The 17,082-nt window shown below is 61.9% G+C and carries 19 protein-coding genes; 8 read left to right on the forward strand and 11 right to left on the reverse strand.

Features of this window, described 5'->3' with window-relative positions:
• Nucleotides 1–37 precede the first annotated feature (37 nt).
• The 4 genes from HCI85_RS06920 to HCI85_RS06935 are packed head-to-tail and all read left to right on the forward strand — an operon-like array spanning nt 38 to nt 2,578.
• Nucleotides 38–457 (forward strand): DUF4426 domain-containing protein, encoded by a 420-nt coding sequence (locus tag HCI85_RS06920; RefSeq protein ID WP_090250138.1) that lies wholly within the window; start codon nt 38–40, stop codon nt 455–457.
• A gap of 13 nt (nt 458–470) precedes the next feature.
• Nucleotides 471–1,067: an RdgB/HAM1 family non-canonical purine NTP pyrophosphatase gene (gene rdgB / locus HCI85_RS06925; protein ID WP_090250142.1), complete on the forward strand. Its 597-nt coding sequence runs from the start codon at nt 471–473 to the stop codon at nt 1,065–1,067.
• Entirely contained in the window at nt 1,064–2,224 is a 1,161-nt protein-coding gene (gene hemW, locus HCI85_RS06930; RefSeq protein ID WP_167143417.1) for a radical SAM family heme chaperone HemW, read from the forward strand. The genes rdgB and hemW overlap by 4 nt, the downstream gene beginning before the upstream one ends.
• A 30-nt stretch (nt 2,225–2,254) precedes the next feature.
• Complete coding sequence (locus HCI85_RS06935) at nt 2,255–2,578, forward strand: DUF3392 domain-containing protein (protein ID WP_090380340.1); 324 nt, start codon at nt 2,255–2,257, stop codon at nt 2,576–2,578.
• Nucleotides 2,579–2,586: 8 nt separating this feature from the next.
• Here HCI85_RS06935 and HCI85_RS06940 read toward each other — a convergent pair whose 3' ends face one another.
• The 6 genes from HCI85_RS06940 to HCI85_RS06965 form a co-directional block, all read right to left on the reverse strand.
• A complete protein-coding gene (locus HCI85_RS06940; protein ID WP_160085804.1) occupies nt 2,587–3,666 on the reverse strand; it encodes an NAD(P)-dependent alcohol dehydrogenase in 1,080 nt (359 codons plus the stop codon).
• A gap of 177 nt (nt 3,667–3,843) precedes the next feature.
• Nucleotides 3,844–5,187 (reverse strand): DUF1329 domain-containing protein, encoded by a 1,344-nt coding sequence (locus tag HCI85_RS06945; protein WP_090250154.1) that lies wholly within the window; start codon nt 5,185–5,187, stop codon nt 3,844–3,846.
• 183 nt (nt 5,188–5,370) lie between these two features.
• Nucleotides 5,371–6,090, reverse strand: a complete 720-nt coding sequence (gene trmB, locus HCI85_RS06950; RefSeq protein ID WP_167143420.1) for a tRNA (guanosine(46)-N7)-methyltransferase TrmB — start codon at nt 6,088–6,090, stop codon at nt 5,371–5,373.
• A 146-nt stretch (nt 6,091–6,236) separates the two neighbouring features.
• Complete coding sequence (locus HCI85_RS06955; protein WP_160085806.1) at nt 6,237–7,031, reverse strand: thiazole synthase; 795 nt, start codon at nt 7,029–7,031, stop codon at nt 6,237–6,239.
• Nucleotides 7,032–7,088: 57 nt separating this feature from the next.
• The gene (thiS, locus tag HCI85_RS06960; RefSeq protein WP_167143423.1) at nt 7,089–7,289 is read right to left on the reverse strand and encodes a sulfur carrier protein ThiS; all 201 of its coding nucleotides are present in this window, start codon (nt 7,287–7,289) and stop codon (nt 7,089–7,091) included.
• A gap of 102 nt (nt 7,290–7,391) precedes the next feature.
• Complete coding sequence (locus tag HCI85_RS06965; RefSeq protein WP_167143426.1) at nt 7,392–7,778, reverse strand: DUF423 domain-containing protein; 387 nt, start codon at nt 7,776–7,778, stop codon at nt 7,392–7,394.
• A 67-nt stretch (nt 7,779–7,845) separates the two neighbouring features.
• Here HCI85_RS06965 and mtgA point away from each other — a divergent pair, with 67 nt between their 5' ends.
• A complete protein-coding gene (mtgA, locus tag HCI85_RS06970) occupies nt 7,846–8,568 on the forward strand; it encodes a monofunctional biosynthetic peptidoglycan transglycosylase (RefSeq protein ID WP_167143429.1) in 723 nt (240 codons plus the stop codon).
• Between the two features lie 16 nt (nt 8,569–8,584).
• Here mtgA and HCI85_RS06975 read toward each other — a convergent pair whose 3' ends face one another.
• The 5 genes from HCI85_RS06975 to ftsY form a co-directional block, all read right to left on the reverse strand.
• The gene (locus HCI85_RS06975) at nt 8,585–9,196 is read right to left on the reverse strand and encodes a hypothetical protein (RefSeq protein WP_167143433.1); all 612 of its coding nucleotides are present in this window, start codon (nt 9,194–9,196) and stop codon (nt 8,585–8,587) included.
• A gap of 135 nt (nt 9,197–9,331) precedes the next feature.
• A complete protein-coding gene (gene rpoH, locus HCI85_RS06980) occupies nt 9,332–10,186 on the reverse strand; it encodes an RNA polymerase sigma factor RpoH (RefSeq protein WP_167143438.1) in 855 nt (284 codons plus the stop codon).
• 112 nt (nt 10,187–10,298) lie between these two features.
• Nucleotides 10,299–11,318 carry a permease-like cell division protein FtsX gene (gene ftsX / locus HCI85_RS06985; protein WP_090250169.1) on the reverse strand — a complete coding sequence of 340 codons (1,020 nt, stop codon included), beginning with the start codon at nt 11,316–11,318 and terminating at the stop codon, nt 10,299–10,301.
• Nucleotides 11,315–11,983 carry a cell division ATP-binding protein FtsE gene (gene ftsE / locus HCI85_RS06990; RefSeq protein WP_090250172.1) on the reverse strand — a complete coding sequence of 223 codons (669 nt, stop codon included), beginning with the start codon at nt 11,981–11,983 and terminating at the stop codon, nt 11,315–11,317. The genes ftsX and ftsE overlap by 4 nt, the downstream gene beginning before the upstream one ends.
• A 1-nt stretch (nt 11,984) precedes the next feature.
• Nucleotides 11,985–13,412, reverse strand: coding sequence for a signal recognition particle-docking protein FtsY (gene ftsY, locus HCI85_RS06995; protein WP_167143441.1), 1,428 nt, complete (start codon nt 13,410–13,412; stop codon nt 11,985–11,987).
• Nucleotides 13,413–13,616: 204 nt separating this feature from the next.
• Between ftsY and HCI85_RS07000 the strand changes: the two genes are divergently transcribed.
• Genes HCI85_RS07000 through rsmD form a run of 3 tightly spaced genes read left to right on the forward strand, consistent with a single transcriptional unit; the run spans nt 13,617 to nt 17,051 of the window.
• Nucleotides 13,617–14,972: a M16 family metallopeptidase gene (locus tag HCI85_RS07000; RefSeq protein WP_167143444.1), complete on the forward strand. Its 1,356-nt coding sequence runs from the start codon at nt 13,617–13,619 to the stop codon at nt 14,970–14,972.
• Nucleotides 14,965–16,446 carry a M16 family metallopeptidase gene (locus HCI85_RS07005; protein ID WP_167143447.1) on the forward strand — a complete coding sequence of 494 codons (1,482 nt, stop codon included), beginning with the start codon at nt 14,965–14,967 and terminating at the stop codon, nt 16,444–16,446. Before HCI85_RS07000 ends, HCI85_RS07005 begins: the two co-directional genes overlap by 8 nt.
• Complete coding sequence (gene rsmD, locus HCI85_RS07010; RefSeq protein ID WP_167143450.1) at nt 16,446–17,051, forward strand: 16S rRNA (guanine(966)-N(2))-methyltransferase RsmD; 606 nt, start codon at nt 16,446–16,448, stop codon at nt 17,049–17,051. Before HCI85_RS07005 ends, rsmD begins: the two co-directional genes overlap by 1 nt.
• Nucleotides 17,052–17,082 lie beyond the last annotated feature (31 nt).

The following is a 17,082-nucleotide window of genomic DNA, read 5'->3' on the forward strand; positions in this document are numbered from 1 at the left end:
GCCTTATCCCAGGCCGCTGTCCATCTGGAGAACCCATATGCGTCGCATCGCACTTTTATTTATCGCCCTGTGCCTGAGCCTGCCTGCGCTGGCTGAACGCAAGCAGACGTTCGGCGACCTCGACGTGCACTACATCACCTTCAACTCCAGCTTTCTGCAGCCGGACATAGCCGCGGCCAACGGCCTGGTGCGCAGCAAAACTCAGGGCGTGGTGAACATTTCCGTACTCAAAGCCGGCAAGGCCAGTAGCGCCAGCGTCAGTGGCGAAGTGAAGGATCTGGTCGGTCGCAGCCAGCCGCTGACCTTCAAGCAGGTCAACGAAGGTGAAGCCATCTATTACCTGGCGCAATTCACCTTCAGCCAGCGTGAAATGCTGCGCTTCACCATCAACGTGCGCGCGGCCGATGGCGTGGCGCACAGTTTTAATTTCAACCAGGAAGTCTTCCCAGACGAATGATGGCCCTGAATACATGATGCCTTTCAACGAGCTTGTACTCGCCAGCCATAACGCCGGCAAACTCAAAGAGCTGCAGGCCATGCTCGGCAGCAGCGTACACGTGCGCTCAGTCGGCGAGTTCTCCATGGTCGAGCCGGAAGAAACCGGCTTATCGTTTATCGAAAACGCCATTCTCAAAGCACGCAATGCTGCCCGCCTGTCAGGCATGCCGGCGCTGGCGGATGACTCCGGCCTGGCGGTGGATTTTCTAGGTGGCGCACCGGGCATCTACTCGGCGCGCTACGCCGATGGCCAGGGTGATGCGGCGAATAACGCCAAGCTGCTCGACGCTCTGAAAGATGTGCCGGATGCCGAGCGCGGCGCGCAGTTCGTCTGTTGCCTGGCGCTGGTACGGCATGCCGACGACCCGCTGCCGATCATCTGCGAAGGCCTCTGGCACGGGCGCATCCTGCACGCCGCGCAAGGCGTGGAAGGTTTCGGCTATGACCCGCTGTTCTGGGTGCCCGAGCGCGACTGCTCCAGCGCCGAACTGCCGGCGGCCGAGAAAAACCAGATCAGCCACCGCGCACGCGCCATGGCCCTGCTGAAACAGCGGCTGGGCCTGGCATGACCACGGCGTCCGGCGGCAGCTTCGAGCTGCCGCCACTCGCACTCTATGTGCACATTCCTTGGTGCGTGAAGAAGTGCCCGTATTGCGACTTCAACTCCCACACCGCCGGGCCCAACCTGCCGGAAGAAGAGTACGTCGATGCCCTGCTGGCCGATCTCGATGCTGATCTGGCGCAGGTACATGACCGAGCGTTGAGTTCGATTTTCTTTGGCGGCGGCACACCCAGCTTGTTCTCGGCCAAAGCCCTCGGCCGTCTGCTTGAAGGCGTGGAGCGGCGCGTGCCGTTTGCCGCCGATATCGAAATCACCCTGGAAGCCAACCCCGGTACCTTCGAACAGGCCAAGTTCAAGGACTATCGCCGCCTGGGCATCAATCGCCTGTCGATTGGCGTGCAGAGTTTCCAGGCACCCAAACTGATCGCCCTGGGCCGAATCCACGACGGCGACGAAGCGGTGCATGCAGCCGATATGGCACGCGCCGCCGGCTTCGACAATTTCAACCTCGACCTGATGCACGGCCTGCCAAATCAGTCCATCGAGGATGCCCTCAGCGATCTGCGCACCGCCATTGCTCAAGGGCCGACGCACCTGTCCTGGTATCAACTGACGGTGGAGCCGAACACGGTGTTCTGGAACCAGCCGCCAGTGATGCCCGAGGACGATATTCTCTGGGACATTCAGGAAGCCGGACAGGCCCTGCTGGCCGCTGAAGGTTATGCGCAGTACGAAGTGTCGGCCTACGCCCAGGCCGGCAAGGCCGCGCGGCACAACCTTAACTACTGGACCTTCGGCGATTTTCTCGGCATCGGCGCCGGCGCTCACGCCAAACTCAGCCAGCCGGACGGGCGCATCAGCCGTAGCTGGAAAACCCGCCTGCCCAAAGACTATCTAGACCGCAGCAAACGCTTCAGCGCCGGCGAACGCGTCCTGGGTGCTGATGAGCTGCCCTTCGAATTTCTGATGAATGTGCTGCGCCTCACGGACGGCGTCGCCAGCGAACTGTTCACTCAGCGCACCGGCCTGCCGCTCAGCCAGCTCGCCGCAGCGCGCATTGAAGCGCAAAAGCGCGGTCTGCTGCATAGCGATCCGACACGCCTGTGCGCCACCCGCGAAGGCCAGCTGTTTCTCAACGACCTGCTGCAGTATTTTCTACCCTGACGCACACGCCGCCACGGCTAAGGACACCGGATGGACCTGCTACTCGACCTGATCGTCACCCTGTCGCGCTGGAGCCGCAGCCACCTCTACGATATTTCCCTGGCGATCATGGCCACCCTGCTGGTGCTCTTCGGCCCCGGCATCAATGCCTGGGTGCAGCGCAACACCAGCAGCATGAACTTCATCTTCCGCACGCTGATCTTCGTGCTGCTCTGCGCGGTCGGCTACGGCCTGCTGATCGTCTTCGCCACACCGTATCTGGCCAAAGGCCTGGGCTTCTTCAACAACTTCACCCTGGCCCCGGTGCTGATTCTGGTGTTCTTTATCATCGGCATCCTCGCCGACCGCAGCTGACTCAGCACTTACGCAAACGGCTTGATCGCCACCTTGAGCACGCCATCGCGCTGGTGAGCAAAGAGATCGTAGGCCGCAACGATGTCATCCAGCGCATACTGGTGCGTCACCAGCGCGCCGAAATCGACGCGCCCGGATGCCACCACATTGATCAGCCGGCGCATGCGTTCCTTACCGCCCGGGCACAGTGAGGTAACGATCTTGTGGTCACCCAAACCGGCATGAAACGCCGCCAGGGGAATCACCAGATCCGTTGAATACACCCCCAGGCTGGACAACGTGCCACCCGGCTTGAGCACGCGAAGCGCACTTTCGAAAGTGGATTGCAGGCCCAATGCTTCGATGGCCGCATCCACACCACGGCCACCGGTCAGGCGCAGGATCTCTTCGACCACATCGACCTGATTGAAGTTAAGGGTGATGTCCGCGCCCATCTGCCGGGCAATCTGCAAGCGCTGCTCGACACCATCGACCACGATGATGGTGCTCGCCCCACGCAGCTTGGCCCCGGCCGTGGCGCACAAGCCAATCGGCCCCTGGGCGAAGACGGCGACCACATCACCGATCTTGATATTCGCGGCTTCTGCACCGGCAAACCCAGTGGACATGATGTCCGGACACATCAGCACCTGCTCGTCAGTCAGGCCATCCGGCACTGGGGCCAGGTTGCCCTGAGCGTCGGGTACCAGCACGTATTCGGCCTGGGTGCCGTCGATGCTGTTGCCGAAGCGCCAGCCGCCCATGGGTTTATAGCCATGGCAGCTGCAGCCGCCATCCTGAGAGGAATAACCGTCCTGACTAGCGTAGGAGCTGAAGCTTGGGCAGATGGCTCCGGCGATCACCCGCTGCCCCTCGTGGTAACCCTGTACGTTGCTCCCCAGCTTCTCGATGATGCCAACCGGTTCGTGACCGATGGTCAGCCCCTTGGCCACTGGGTATTCACCCTTGAGGATGTGCACATCGGTGCCGCAGATGGTCGTGGTGGTAATCCGTACCAGCGCATCATTGGGCCCAACGGGCGGGATGGGCTTGTCCACCAGCTCGATGCGTCCAGGCTCGATAAACACCGCTGCTTTCATCATGCTCATGGTCAGGCTCCTTGTATGCGCTAGCACAGAGCCCTGACTGTAGCGTGATGACAGCTCGGCTACTTGTCCTGCATCAACGGCCGGCGCAGTTCGCGTAATGCTCCAAGGCCACACAGCCTCAATCGCCGGGCATAAAAAAACCGCCTGCAAGAGGCGGTTTTTTCAGTGCGACGAGGCTCAGTTGCCTTCGCGACGCAGCGCCTGCGGGGTGAAATCGCGCGGCGTCAGCTTGGCGTTGAAGTTGTACATCGGCTCGTTGTTATCCAGGCCGTCGACAAAGTAACGCTTGCCCTTGAAGTCATAGATGGTCTCCAGGGTGCTGCCGAACATCGGCACGTCGTAGTAGCTGATCGGATGGCTTTCCTGCACACCGCTCAACTCGCCGCTCTTGTCGTATAGGTCGGCGGCAAGGATCTGCCAGCTGTCTTCATCGATATAGAAGCGACGCTTGGCATACGGGTGGCTGAAGCCCTTGCGCAGCTCAGCATCGACAACCCAGACGCGGTGCAGCTCATACCGCAGAAGTTCCGGATTCACGGTATTGCTACGCAGAATGTTGTCGTATGGGATGCCTTTCTGGTGCACGGCGTAGCTGTTGTAAGGCACCAGCATTTCCTGCTTGCCGACCAGGTTCCACTCATAGCGGTCAGGTGCACCGTTGTAGGAGTCGACCACGTCGGCGGTGGCCATGCCGTTGGTGTCCGGCTGCAGGGTGTCGTAGGCCAGCATCGGCAGACGGCGCACGCGGCGCTCGCCACGGTTGAAGCGCCAGGCCTTGCGAATCGCCAACACTTGATCGAGGGTCTCCTGCACCACCAGCGCCGAACCGGCCAGCTTGGCCGGCGCGACCACCTTGTACTTGTAGTAGAACAGGGTGTTGTCCAGGTCCTGCGGGCTGACACCTTCACGGCCGTAGAGGAAGTAGATGTCACGTTCCAGTTTGAGCAGGTTATAGGCACCATTGCTCAGTACCGCTGCCTGGTTGGTGACAAAGCTGATCTGATCGCCACGGTAACGCATGATGTGGTTCCAGATAACTTCCTGGCCGGTTTTCGGCAGCGGGAAGGGGATACCAGCAGCAGCACCGTCAACACCGTTACCGCCGGAAATCAGCTCAGCGGTCTGCGCGTTGAAGCGCGTAGCGTCATAGATGCGCTGCGGCGCTGCGGCGCTGCGACGGGTCGGGAATACCCGCAGAAAGTAATCCGGATTTTTCTCCAGCAACGCCTTCAGGCCCGCCGGCAGCTGCGCCTGGTACTGTGCCAGGTTTTGGCTGTTGACCTGGTACAAGGGTGCATCTGCGCTGTAAGGGTCGGGGTGATGCATGCCGGGCTGGTAGTTGGCTGGCGGTTGCGCCAGGCCACCGTCCCAGGCTGGAATGGTGCCGGCGGCATTGCCCGCGCGCTCACCGCCCAGTGGCGTCAGGTCCTGGCCCAGGCGCGCAGCCTGGGCACTATCGACTTTGGCCTGTGCCTGTAGCGCGCACGTAGCCAGCAGCAGAATTGAAAGCGTTCTCAACACAGCGATCTCCTCGCAGCCTGGCCTGAGGCAGGGCTGCTGTTTTTATGACCGGGGCAGTGCTGCCCGGGTTTATGTGCCGTCTTGGTGAGGAGCCGTCCTGGCGGGCGTCGGATTATTCCGATCTTGTGCAATCGTCCTTGTGCTTATGGTTTTGCTGCGCCGATACCTCAGCGCGCGAATCAATCAATCGATGCGTTGGAACTTCAGATCCCATACGCCATGTCCCAGACGCTCGCCACGACGCTCGAACTTAGTGGTCGGACGCTCCGTTGGCCGCGGCACATACTGGCCGTCTTCGGCCTGATTCTGGTAACCGGGCGCGACATTCATCACTTCCAGCATGTACTCGGCGTAAGGTTGCCAATCGGTGGCCATGTGCAACACGCCGCCGACCTTAAGTTTCTGTCGCACCAGCTCTGCAAACGCCGGCTGCACGATACGCCGCTTGTTGTGCTTGGCCTTATGCCAGGGGTCCGGGAAGAATAGCAGCACCCGATCCAGGCTGGCGTCGGCCACACAGTTGCGCAGTACGTCCATCGCATCGCAGCTGTAGACGCGCATATTGCTGAGGTTCTGCGTCATCAGACCGTTGAGCAGTGCGCCAACACCAGGACGGTGTACTTCCACCCCGATAAAGTCCTGCTCGGGCGAGGCCGCGGCCATTTCCAGGGTGGAGTGGCCCATACCGAAGCCGATCTCGAAGGTGCGCGGCGCCGTGCGGCCGAATACCTGATCGAAGTCACGCAGGCCGTCCTCCAGTTGCAGGCCGAACTTCGGCCAGCCCTGATCGAGGCCGCGCTGCTGGCCTTCGGTCATACGCCCGGCACGCATCACAAAACTCTTGATCGCACGGTGCTTGGAGGTGTCTTCAGCCGGCTCAGGCTGTTGCTGCAATTCAGTCATGCTGTGCTCTTAAAGTGCTTTTACGATTTCGCGAGCTAGAGCTATGCAAGGCAGAAACAGGCGAGGAAGCGGAGTGTACTTTTGTACATGAGCATTCCCAGCCTGTTTCTAACGCAGCAGGGCCGACGCGCAGCAAATCGTAGTCCTTACTTGATTAGGCCATCCAGCGGCGAAGAAGCGCTGGCATAGAGTTTTTTCGGCATGCGCCCGGCCAGGTAGGCCATGCGCCCGGCGATGATCGCGTGCTTCATCGCTTCGCCCATCAGAATCGGGTTCTGCGCGTGGGCAATCGCGCTGTTCATCAGCACCGCCTCGCAGCCCAGTTCCATGGCGATGGTGGCATCGGACGCGGTGCCCACGCCGGCATCGACCAATACCGGAACGGTAGCCTCTTCCAGGATGATGCGCAGGTTGTACGGGTTGCAGATACCCAGTCCGGTGCCAATCAGGCCGGCCAGCGGCATCACCGCGATACAGCCCATGGCCGCCAGCTCGCGGGCGATGATCGGGTCATCGCTGGTGTACACCATCACGTCGAAACCGTCTTTAACCAGCACTTCGGCAGCTTTGAGGGTTTCGATGACGTTGGGGAACAGGGTCTTCTGGTCCGCCAGCACTTCCAGCTTGACCAGCTTGTGGCCGTCGAGCAGCTCACGGGCCAGGCGGCAGGTACGTACCGCCTCGACGGCGTCATAGCAGCCGGCGGTGTTCGGCAGGATGGTGTACGTGTCCGGAGAGATCACATCCAGCAAGTTCGGCTCGCCCGGGTTCTGCCCGATATTGGTCCGGCGCACCGCCACGGTAACGATCTCGGCACCCGAAGCCTCAATGGCCAGGCGGGTTTCTTCGAGGTCCTTGTACTTGCCGGTACCGACCAGCAGACGCGACTGGTAGGTACGACCGGCCAGGGTAAAGGGCTTGTCACTGGGCGCATGGCTCATGGGTAATCCTCGTGAAAGTGGGCGGCTGTCTGAACGCGATAAACCGATGAGCGGGGATCAACCACCGCCAATGGCGTGGACCACCTCAACCTGGTCACCCTCGCGCAAGGCGGTGGTGGCATGCTGGCTGCGCGGCACGATATCCAGATTGAGTTCGACCGCCACGCGCCGTCCGGCCAGGTCCAGACGCTCGATCAACCCGAAGACGGTTTCCCCGTCGGGCAATTCGAATGCTTCACCGTTTAACTGAATACGCATGACGGCTCGGTCACAACTGAGAAAAGGGCGGGCATTCTAGCCTGATCATGGGCGTTGACCAAGGCTGAAGGGTACCGCTCGCCCTACTTTCTGACTTATGGGTCAGGCGATACCGCGCGCGCCCAGCTTCCAGGCCGCTATGCCTAGGCATAGCCAGCCCGCGAGAAACGCCAGGCCACCGAAAGGCGTGACCACGCCCAACGCACCGATGCCGCTCAAGGTCAGGGCATACAGGCTGCCGGAGAACAGCACGATGCCCAGGGCAAACAACGCACCGGCGCAATTGACCAGTGGCGCCGGCCGTAGCAAGACCAGCAGGCCAACGCCGAACAGCGCCAGCGCGTGAATCAGTTGGTAGTGAGCACCGGTCTGGAATACCGCGAGATAGGCCGGCGTCAGCTGATGCTTCAGGCCATGCGCAGCAAAGGCGCCCAAAGCGACACCGCTAAAACCGGCACAGGCGGACAGCAATAACCACAGACGAGCCATGCATCACTCCAGCTATAGAAACAGGGCTGGCTATAATGGCCGGCAAATTCATCCCGGCCAAGCACGCATGTTTCGATCCCTCTCCCGTCGACTGCTCAAACTCCTGCTTTGGCTGATGCTCGCCTCGGTTCTACTGGTGTTGTTATTCCGTTGGGTGCCGCCACCCGGCACCGCGCTGATGGTCGAGCGCAAGATCGAGTCCTGGATCGATGATCAACCCATCGACCTGCAGCGCAGCTGGCGCCCCTGGAGCGAACTGCCGGATGACCTGAAGATGGCAGTGATTGCCGGCGAGGATCAGAAGTTCGCCGAACACTGGGGCTTCGATGTCGCGGCTATCCAGGCCGCTCTGGAACACAACCAGCAAGGCGGTTCTCTGCGCGGCGCCAGTACCCTCAGTCAGCAAGTGGCGAAGAACCTGTTTCTCTGGTCTGGGCGCAGCTGGCTGCGCAAAGGTATGGAAGTGTGGTTTACCGGCCTGATCGAACTGCTCTGGCCCAAGCAACGGATTCTTGAGGTGTACCTCAACAGCGTCGAGTGGGGCGATGGCGTATTCGGTGCCGAAGCAGCCGCGAGGCATCATTTCAAGGTCGGCGCGCCCTACCTGTCACGCCAGCAGAGCAGCCTGCTGGCCGCCATGCTGCCCAACCCACGCGAGTGGAGCGCCAGTCGCCCGAGTGCACACATCAGCCGCCGGGCCAACTGGATTCGCCAGCAGATGTGGCAACTGGGCGGCAGCCACTACCTCAACCGCCTCAAATCCAGCCGCCCCGATTGGTGGCCGGGCTAGTTGAAGGGCGTTTAGCTCAACGCTGTTTCAGCAAATGGCGCGGCACGGCATAGAGGAAGTACAGCTCGTCGTCCTGCAGGTGAGCGGTCATGCCCAGCTCGGGATACACCCAGGCCTGCCCCTCGGCCAGCTCCAGAGTCAGACGCGGCTGACCGATGCTGGCAGCCAACCGCGCAACGTCCAGCGGCTCCGGTGGTAACAGGGTCAAGGCAATGATCGGACGATTGGCCAAGGGCACCAGCAACTGGCTGCCCAGCGGCTGCTCCTTGTCCGTTGGTTTTAACCCTGCAGCGGCCAGCAAGCTTTCGCGTTCGGCCTTATCCAGACCGACTTCCGCCTCCAGCGACCACTTTTCATCGCCGTCCGGCAGCTCACCGCGATACAGCAGGCGTGCGCCATCCAGGTTTGGCTGCAGCCAAAGTTCGCCTTCCAGCGCATCGTTCAGGTGGACCAGGCTCAGCCGATCATCGGCCAGCGGCGTGAGCACCTTGGTTTGCCATTGCGCCAGCCAAGACACCGGTTGCGCTGCGGACTGCCGACTCATCAGCCACGCGCCCCAGGCAAAGAATAGGGCGGCGACCACGGCAAAGATCAACCAGTGCTGCAGGCGTATGGGCGGCAATTTCATCGAGTTATTCCTTGATCAGAAAAATCGCCGGCCGCGATTTTTAACACCGAGCAGCGGCTGCCCGAAGGGTGGCCACCAGCTATGGCAAGCCATAAAAAAGCCGCACCTGGGTGCGGCTTTTGACAGTAGCGCGATTTACGCAGCGATTGAGCCCTTGAGCTTATTCATCGCGTTCTTCTCCAACTGACGAATGCGCTCGGCCGATACGTTGTACTTGGCGGCCAGGTCATGCAGTGTGGCTTTCTCTTCAGCCAACCAGCGCTGGTAGAGGATGTCACGGCTGCGCTCATCCAAACCTTCCAGCGCCTCGTGCAGATTGGCGGTGGAGCTGTCGCTCCAGTCGGAATCTTCCAGCTGACGCGCCGGATCGTAGCGATGGTCTTCCAGATAATGCGCCGGCGACTGGAAGGCGCTTTCGTCGTCCGCTTCGGCTGCTGGGTCGAAGGCCATGTCATGGCCGGTCAGGCGGCTTTCCATTTCGCGCACTTCACGCGGTTCAACACCGAGGCTTGCGGCAACTGCATGCACTTCGTCGTTGTTCAGCCAGGCCAGACGCTTCTTCTGGCTGCGCAGGTTGAAGAACAGCTTACGCTGCGCCTTGGTGGTGGCGACTTTGACGATGCGCCAGTTTTTCAGGATGAACTCGTGGATCTCGGCGCGAATCCAGTGCACGGCAAACGACACCAGGCGCACACCCATTTCCGGGTTGAAACGCTTAACCGCCTTCATCAGGCCGACATTACCTTCCTGAATCAGGTCGGCCTGAGCCAGGCCATAACCGGAGTAGCTACGGGCGATATGCACAACAAAACGCAGGTGAGCCAGCACCATTTGCCGGGCGGCTTCGAGGTCTTGTTTGTAGAAGAGACTTTCCGCCAGTTCACGCTCCTGCTCGGGGGTCAACAGCGGGATGCCGTTTACCGCATGCACGTATGCTTCTAGGTTGGCACCCGGAACCAGAGCATGAACAGGTTGCAAAGAAGTGGACATTTGAATCCTCCGACTTACGAATCGTGGAGCAGTCTAGCACTGCTCCTTGGGACTTTATACCGAGGTACAAGTTCCCTTACACATAGTCAATATCAAGCAAAACAATAACTTACTATCTAGGGGCCAGCTCGCTCAAGTGCCTTGCGACCGCCAGCCAGGCGCCAATATAGCCCAACAGGACCGCGCCGAGCAGCAGGGATAGACCATCGGCTATCGGCACACCCGCCAGGGCGAAGTCGCTGCCGTACAAACCGGCCAAGCGCACCACAGCGTCGTTCAGCCAGCCAAGGCCATAGGCCAGCAGCAGCCAGGCCAGCAGCCCAGCGCCCAAACCATACAGCGTGCCCATGTAGAGGAAGGGGCGACGCACATAGCTGTCGGTACCGCCAACCAGCTTGATCACTTCGATTTCGGTGCGGCGGTTCTCGATATGCAGGCGAATGGTGTTACCGATCACCAGCAGCAACGCCATCACCAGCAGTAAGGTCAGGCCAAAGACGAAGCGCTCACCCAGCTTGAGCATGGCGCTCAGGCGTTCGACCCAAAGTAGGTCCAGTTGCGCCTGCTGCACCCGTGGTAGTTCGGCCAACCGCAGCCTTAGGGCCTCCAGAGCAACCTTATCGACCTGCTGCGGCGTCACCACAATCACCCCAGGCAACGGGTTATCCGGCAGTTCCTTCAGCGCTTCACCCAGCCCGGATTGCTGCTGAAACTCGCTCAAAGCCTGTTCGCGGCTGATCCACTCGGCCTCTTCCACATCGTCCATCGCGGCGATCTGCTCACGCAGTGCCTGACCTTGGGCGTCCGTGGCATCGATCTGCATAAACAGGGAAATCTGCGCCGCACGCTGCCAGGACACCCCCAGGCGCTCAACGTTATCCAGCAGCAAGGCCAAGCCCATCGGCAGACTGAGGGCCACGGCCATCACCAGGCAGGTAAAGAAGCTGCCAATCGGCTGTTTAGCCAGACGGCGCAGGCTGTCGACCAGGCTGGCGCGGTGGTTTTCCAGCCAGGCGTGCAACTGGTGGGTAAAGCTTGGGCCATCGTCGCCCGGCGTTGGCGACTCGGATTTCTTCGGTGCGGCACCGACGCGCTGCGCGGGCTGCGGAGGCGGCATACGAGTGGCGCTCATGCGGCCTCCCCATCGCCGATCAGGCGGCCGCGCTGCAGGGTTAACATGCGGTGGCGCATGCGCGCGATCAGGGCTAGGTCGTGACTGGCGATCAGCACGGTAGTGCCCAACCGGTTAATGTCCTCGAATACACCCATGATCTCGGCGGCCAGGCGCGGATCGAGGTTACCGGTGGGCTCATCCGCCAGCAGCAGGGCCGGCCGATGCACGATGGCGCGGGCAATGCCGACGCGCTGCTGTTGACCGGTGGACAGGTCGCCAGGCGATTGCTCGGCCTTGTCGGCCAGGGAAACCCGCTCCAGCGCAGTACGCACACGGGTGCCGATCTCATCCTTGGACAGACCAAGAATCTGCAGCGGCAGCGCCACATTGTCGAACACACTGCGATCGAACAGCAGCTGATGGTTCTGGAACACCACACCGATCTGCCGACGCAGGAACGGAATTTGTGCATTGGTGATATGCGACAAATCCTGCCCGGCCAGCAGCAATTTGCCGCTGCTCGGCCGCTCCATCGCCAGCAGTAAGCGCAGCAAAGTGCTCTTGCCAGCACCGGAGTGACCGGTGACGAACAGGAACTCGCCACGGCGCACATGGAAGCTCAGCTCATGCAGCCCGATGTGGCCGTTGGCATAGCGTTTACCGACCTGTTCGAACTTGATCATCCTATTTCTCCGCGAACAGCGCCTGAACAAAGGCTTCGGCCTCGAAGGTGCGCAGGTCATCAATGCCCTCACCCACCCCGATATAGCGAATCGGCAATACAAACTGCTTGGCCAGGGCAAAGATCACCCCGCCTTTCGCCGTACCGTCCAGCTTGGTCAGCGCCAGGCCGGTCAGGTTGACCGTCTGGTTGAACTGCTTGGCCTGATTGATCGCGTTCTGCCCAGTACCAGCATCCAGCACCAGCAGCACTTCGTGTGGTGCGGTGTCATCGAGCTTACCAATCACCCGACGGACCTTCTTCAGCTCTTCCATCAGGTTGTCTTTGGTGTGTAGACGCCCGGCGGTGTCAGCGATCAGCACATCCATGCCGCGCGACTTGGCGGCCTGCACCGCATCGAAGATCACCGAAGCGGAGTCGGCCCCAGTGTGCTGGGCGATTACCGCAATCTGGTTGCGCTCGCCCCACACCTGCAGCTGCTCAACGGCAGCGGCGCGGAAGGTGTCGCCGGCGGCGAGCATGACTTTCTTGCCATCCTGCTGGAGCTTCTTCGCCAGCTTACCGATGGTGGTGGTCTTGCCAGCGCCGTTTACACCGACCACCAGAATCACATAGGGCTGTTTGCTGCTGTCGATTTTCAGCGGCTGTTCGACCGGTTTTAGCAGCGCAACCAGCTCGTCCTGCAGGGCCTTGTACAACGCGCCGCTGTCGGCCAGTTCCTTGCGCGCCACGCGTTTGGTCAGGTTACCGATGATCGCCGTGGTGGCTTCAACGCCCACATCCGCCGTCAGCAGGCGGGTTTCCAGGTCTTCGAGCAGGTCATCGTCGATGACTTTCTTGCCCAGAAACAGGCTGGCCATGCCCTCGCCAAGGCTGGCGCTGGTTTTCGACAGGCCCTGCTTGAGGCGCTCAAGGAAACCGGTACGGCTCTCCTCAGCGCTTTTAGCCGGCGCTGCGACAGGTTCTACGACAGCAGGTGCGGCCACCGGTGGCTCGACGACCGGTTCAACCACCGGTACCTCAATGTGCGCATGCAGGACTTCGCTGCCCGCGTTGATCCGAAAACGCGAGGGACGTGGCGCCGGGTTTAAGCCACTGGTGTCAGCCGGCGTAGGCAGGACGACGGCAGCTTGCTCAACGGGAGCCACTGGAGCCGGCTGAGGCTCGGGCGTATTAACCGGCGATTCAACTGGCGCGGCCACTTCGCTGATCGGCGCAGCAGGCACAGGAGCAGTTTCAGTGACCTCAGCCGCAACGACAGCCGGAGTAACAGGCTGCTCGTTCACCGTAGCTGATGGCGGTTCGGGCGTGACCGGCGCTTGCGGCTTTTTACGCAGCCAGCCGAACAGGTCTTTCTTCTCTGCGGGTTTTTCGGCAGAGGGCGGCGTAGAGGGCGCGGGCGTGTTCTTGTCGTCGTTGGAACCAAACATGGAGGACGGCTATCTCAAAGGTGCGACGCGCAGACCATGGCCTCTGAAAGCACTGCTCACGCGGCATTAAAAGCTGAAGAGTGCACGCGGAAACAATCAGAAGCCTTAGCAGGCGTGGTCGCCAGTAAAACGGATGCGTATCCTAGCACCTCCGCGCCCGCCGACGCTAAGACCAAGCGGGCCCGTCCGACAGGTCGATAACCTATGCATATGATTGCCCAACGCACTGCAGCCCTGCTGCTCGGCGTGCTCTGCACACCCCTGCTGGCCTTCGCCGCAGAAACCCAGCCGACCCACGAATTCAGCCTGGACAACGGCCTCAAGGTCATCGTCCGTGAAGACCACCGTGCGCCGGTGGTGGTCAGCCAGCTCTGGTACAAGGTCGGCTCCAGCTACGAGACACCCGGCCAGACTGGCCTGTCCCACGCCCTCGAACACATGATGTTCAAGGGCAGCCGCAAGCTCGGCCCCGGCGAAGCCTCGCGCATCCTGCGTGAACTGGGCGCCGAGGAAAACGCCTTCACCAGTGACGATTACACCGCCTACTACCAGGTGCTGGCCCGCGACCGCCTGGCCATCGCCCTGGAACTGGAAGCCGACCGTCTGGCCAGCCTCAAGCTGCCGGCCGATGAGTTCGCCAAGGAAATCGAAGTCATCAAGGAAGAGCGCCGCCTGCGCACCGACGACAAACCGTCGAGCCTGGCCTACGAACGCTTCAAGGCCATGGCCTACCCCGCCAGCGGTTACCACACCCCGACCATCGGCTGGATGGCCGACCTTGAGCGCATGACCGTCGAGGAGCTGCGCGCCTGGTACGAAGCCTGGTACGCGCCGAACAACGCCACCCTGGTGGTGGTCGGTGACGTCAGCGTCGCCGAGGTGAAGATCCTTGCCGAGCGCTACTTCGGCGCCATTCCCAAGCGCACTGTGCCCACCGCGAAAGCGCCGCGTGAGCTGGCCGCACCGGGCGAGCGCCGTATCACCCTGCACCTGAAAACCCAGCTGCCGAGCCTGATGATGGGCTTTAACGTGCCAGGCCTGGCCACCGCTGAACAACCGCGCCAGGTGCATGCCCTGCGTCTGGCTGCCGCCCTGCTCGATGGCGGCTACAGCGCCCGCCTGCCGACCCGCCTGGAGCGCGGCGAGGAGCTGGTATCCGGCGCCTCAGCTTGGTACGACGGGTTCTCCCGTGGCGACAGCCTGTTCATCCTCTCCGCCACACCCAACGTGCAGACCGGCAAGACGCTGCAGCAGGTCGAAGCCGGTCTGTGGCGTGAGCTGGAGGACTTGAAAAACACCCCGCCAAGCGCCGAGGAACTGGCCCGCGTACGTGCGCAAGTGATCGCCGGCCTGGTTTACGAGCGTGACTCGATCACCAGCCAGGCCACCGCCATCGGCCAGCTGGAAACCGTCGGCCTGTCGTGGAAGCTGATTGATCAGGAACTGGCCGAATTGGAGGCCGTCACCCCGGCCGATATCCAGCAAGCCGCCAGCACCTTCTTTACCCGCGACCGCCTGAGCGTCGCCCATGTTCTGCCTGAGGAGAAGCGCAATGAGTGAGCGCAATGGCCTGCGCTACGGCCTGCTCGGCCTGGCGCTACTGATATTGATGGCGCTGCTGGCCCTGGTGATCAACCGCCCGGATAGCAGCCCAACCCCGGCTGCGGCCGCCGAATCGACCAGCATCGAATCCCTGGCCGCCCTTGGCGATCAGCCGCCCAGCCGCCGCGATCTGGACATCCAGACCTGGCAGACCGCTGAAGGCGCCAAGGTGCTGTTCGTCGAAGCCCGCGAGCTGCCGATGTTCGACCTGCAACTGACCTTTGCCGCCGGCAGCAGCCATGATGATGGCGTTCCGGGCCTGGCCATGCTGACCAACGCCATGCTCAATGAAGGCGTACCGGGCAAGGATGTCGGCGCAATCGCAGCAGGTTTCGAAGATCTCGGCGCCAACTTCGGTAACGGCGCATTCCGCGACATGGCCATCGCCAGCCTGCGCAGCCTCAGTGCTGCGGACAAGCGCGAGCCGGCCATGCAGCTGTTCAATCAGGTGCTCGGCCAGCCGACCTTCCCGGAAGACGCACTGGCGCGGATCAAAAACCAGCTGCTGGCCGGCTTCGAATACCAGAAGCAGAACCCCGGCAAGCTGGCCAGCCTGGCGCTGTTCGAGCGCCTGTACGGCATGCATCCCTACGCGCACTCCAGCGACGGCAATGCCGAGTCGATCCCGACCATCAGCCGTGAGCAGCTGCAGGCCTTCCACGCCAAGGCCTACACCGCCAATAACGCGATTATCGCGCTGGTCGGCGACCTTTCGCGCGGCGATGCCGAAGCCCTGGCCAGCCAGGTGTCCGCCGCCCTGCCGAAAGGCCCGGCGTTGCCGCGTATCGCCCAACCGGAAGAGCCCAAGCCGGGCCTGCAACATATCGAGTTCCCTTCGAACCAGACCCACCTGATGATTGCCCAGCTCGGCATCGACCGCCGCGACCCGGACTACGCCGCGCTCTACCTGGGCAACCAGGTATTCGGCGGCGGTGGCTTCGGCACCCGTTTGATGACTGAAGTACGCGAGAAGCGCGGCCTGACCTATGGCGTCTACTCCGGCTTCAGCGCCATGCAGGCGCGTGGCCCCTTTATGATCAACCTGCAGACCCGCGCCGAACTCAGCGACGGCACCCTGCAACTGGTCAAAAGCATGCTAGCCGACTTCATCAAGAACGGCCCGACTGCAGAAGAGCTGAACAACGCCAAACGCGAACTGGCCGGCAGCTTCCCGCTGTCCACCGCGAGCAACGCGGCGATCGTCGGCCAGCTCGGCTCAATGGGTTTCTATGACCTGCCGCTGAGCTACCTGGAAGACTTTATGCGCGACGTCGACGCGCTGAGTGTCGAGCAGGTTAAAGCGGCCATGGCCAAGCACCTCAACCCGGACGCCCTGGTGATCGTCACCGCCGGCCCAAGCGTGGCGCAGAAAGAACTGCCACCGCCCACCGACAACCCTGCCGAGCAACCCACTGGCGTCCCGGAGCACTGATGAGCAAGCGACCCAAACCGCCAAAAGCCAACCCCGCCCACAGCGGCGATGGCCAGCTGCGGATCATCGGCGGGCAATGGCGCTCGCGCCAGTTCAACTTCCCCATGGCTGCCGGGCTGCGGCCAACACCGAACCGTGTGCGCGAGACCCTGTTCAACTGGCTGGCGCCCTACGTTGAAGGGGCCAAGGTGCTCGACCTGTTCGCCGGTAGCGGCGCACTGTTCCTCGAAGCGCTGTCGCGCGGTGCCGGCAGCGCCCTAGCGCTGGACCTCAACCCAGCCGCCATCAACAGCCTGCGCGGGCACCTGCAAACGCTGAAATGCGACAACGGCCAGCTGCAGCAGACCGACGCCCTGCTCTACCTGCAGAGCCCAGCAGCCATGCCGTTCGATCTGGTGTTTCTCGACCCACCGTTCAATCAGAACCTGCTGCTGCCCGCCTGCACCCTGCTCGAGCAGAACGGCTGGCTGGCGGCCGACGCCTGGGTCTACACCGAAAGCGAGAACCCGCCCTCCAGCCTCGGCATGCCTGGCAACTGGCGCCTGCACCGTGAGCAGAAGGCGGGGCAGGTGTATTACGCGTTGTGGCAGCGCACAGCCGCGTAGGGCTTTTGCAGGGTGGGTGAGCCGGAGCAGA

The organism is Pseudomonas sp. OTU750018 (assembly GCF_011636575.1).
GTDB classification, from domain to species: domain Bacteria; phylum Pseudomonadota; class Gammaproteobacteria; order Pseudomonadales; family Pseudomonadaceae; genus Aquipseudomonas; species Aquipseudomonas peli.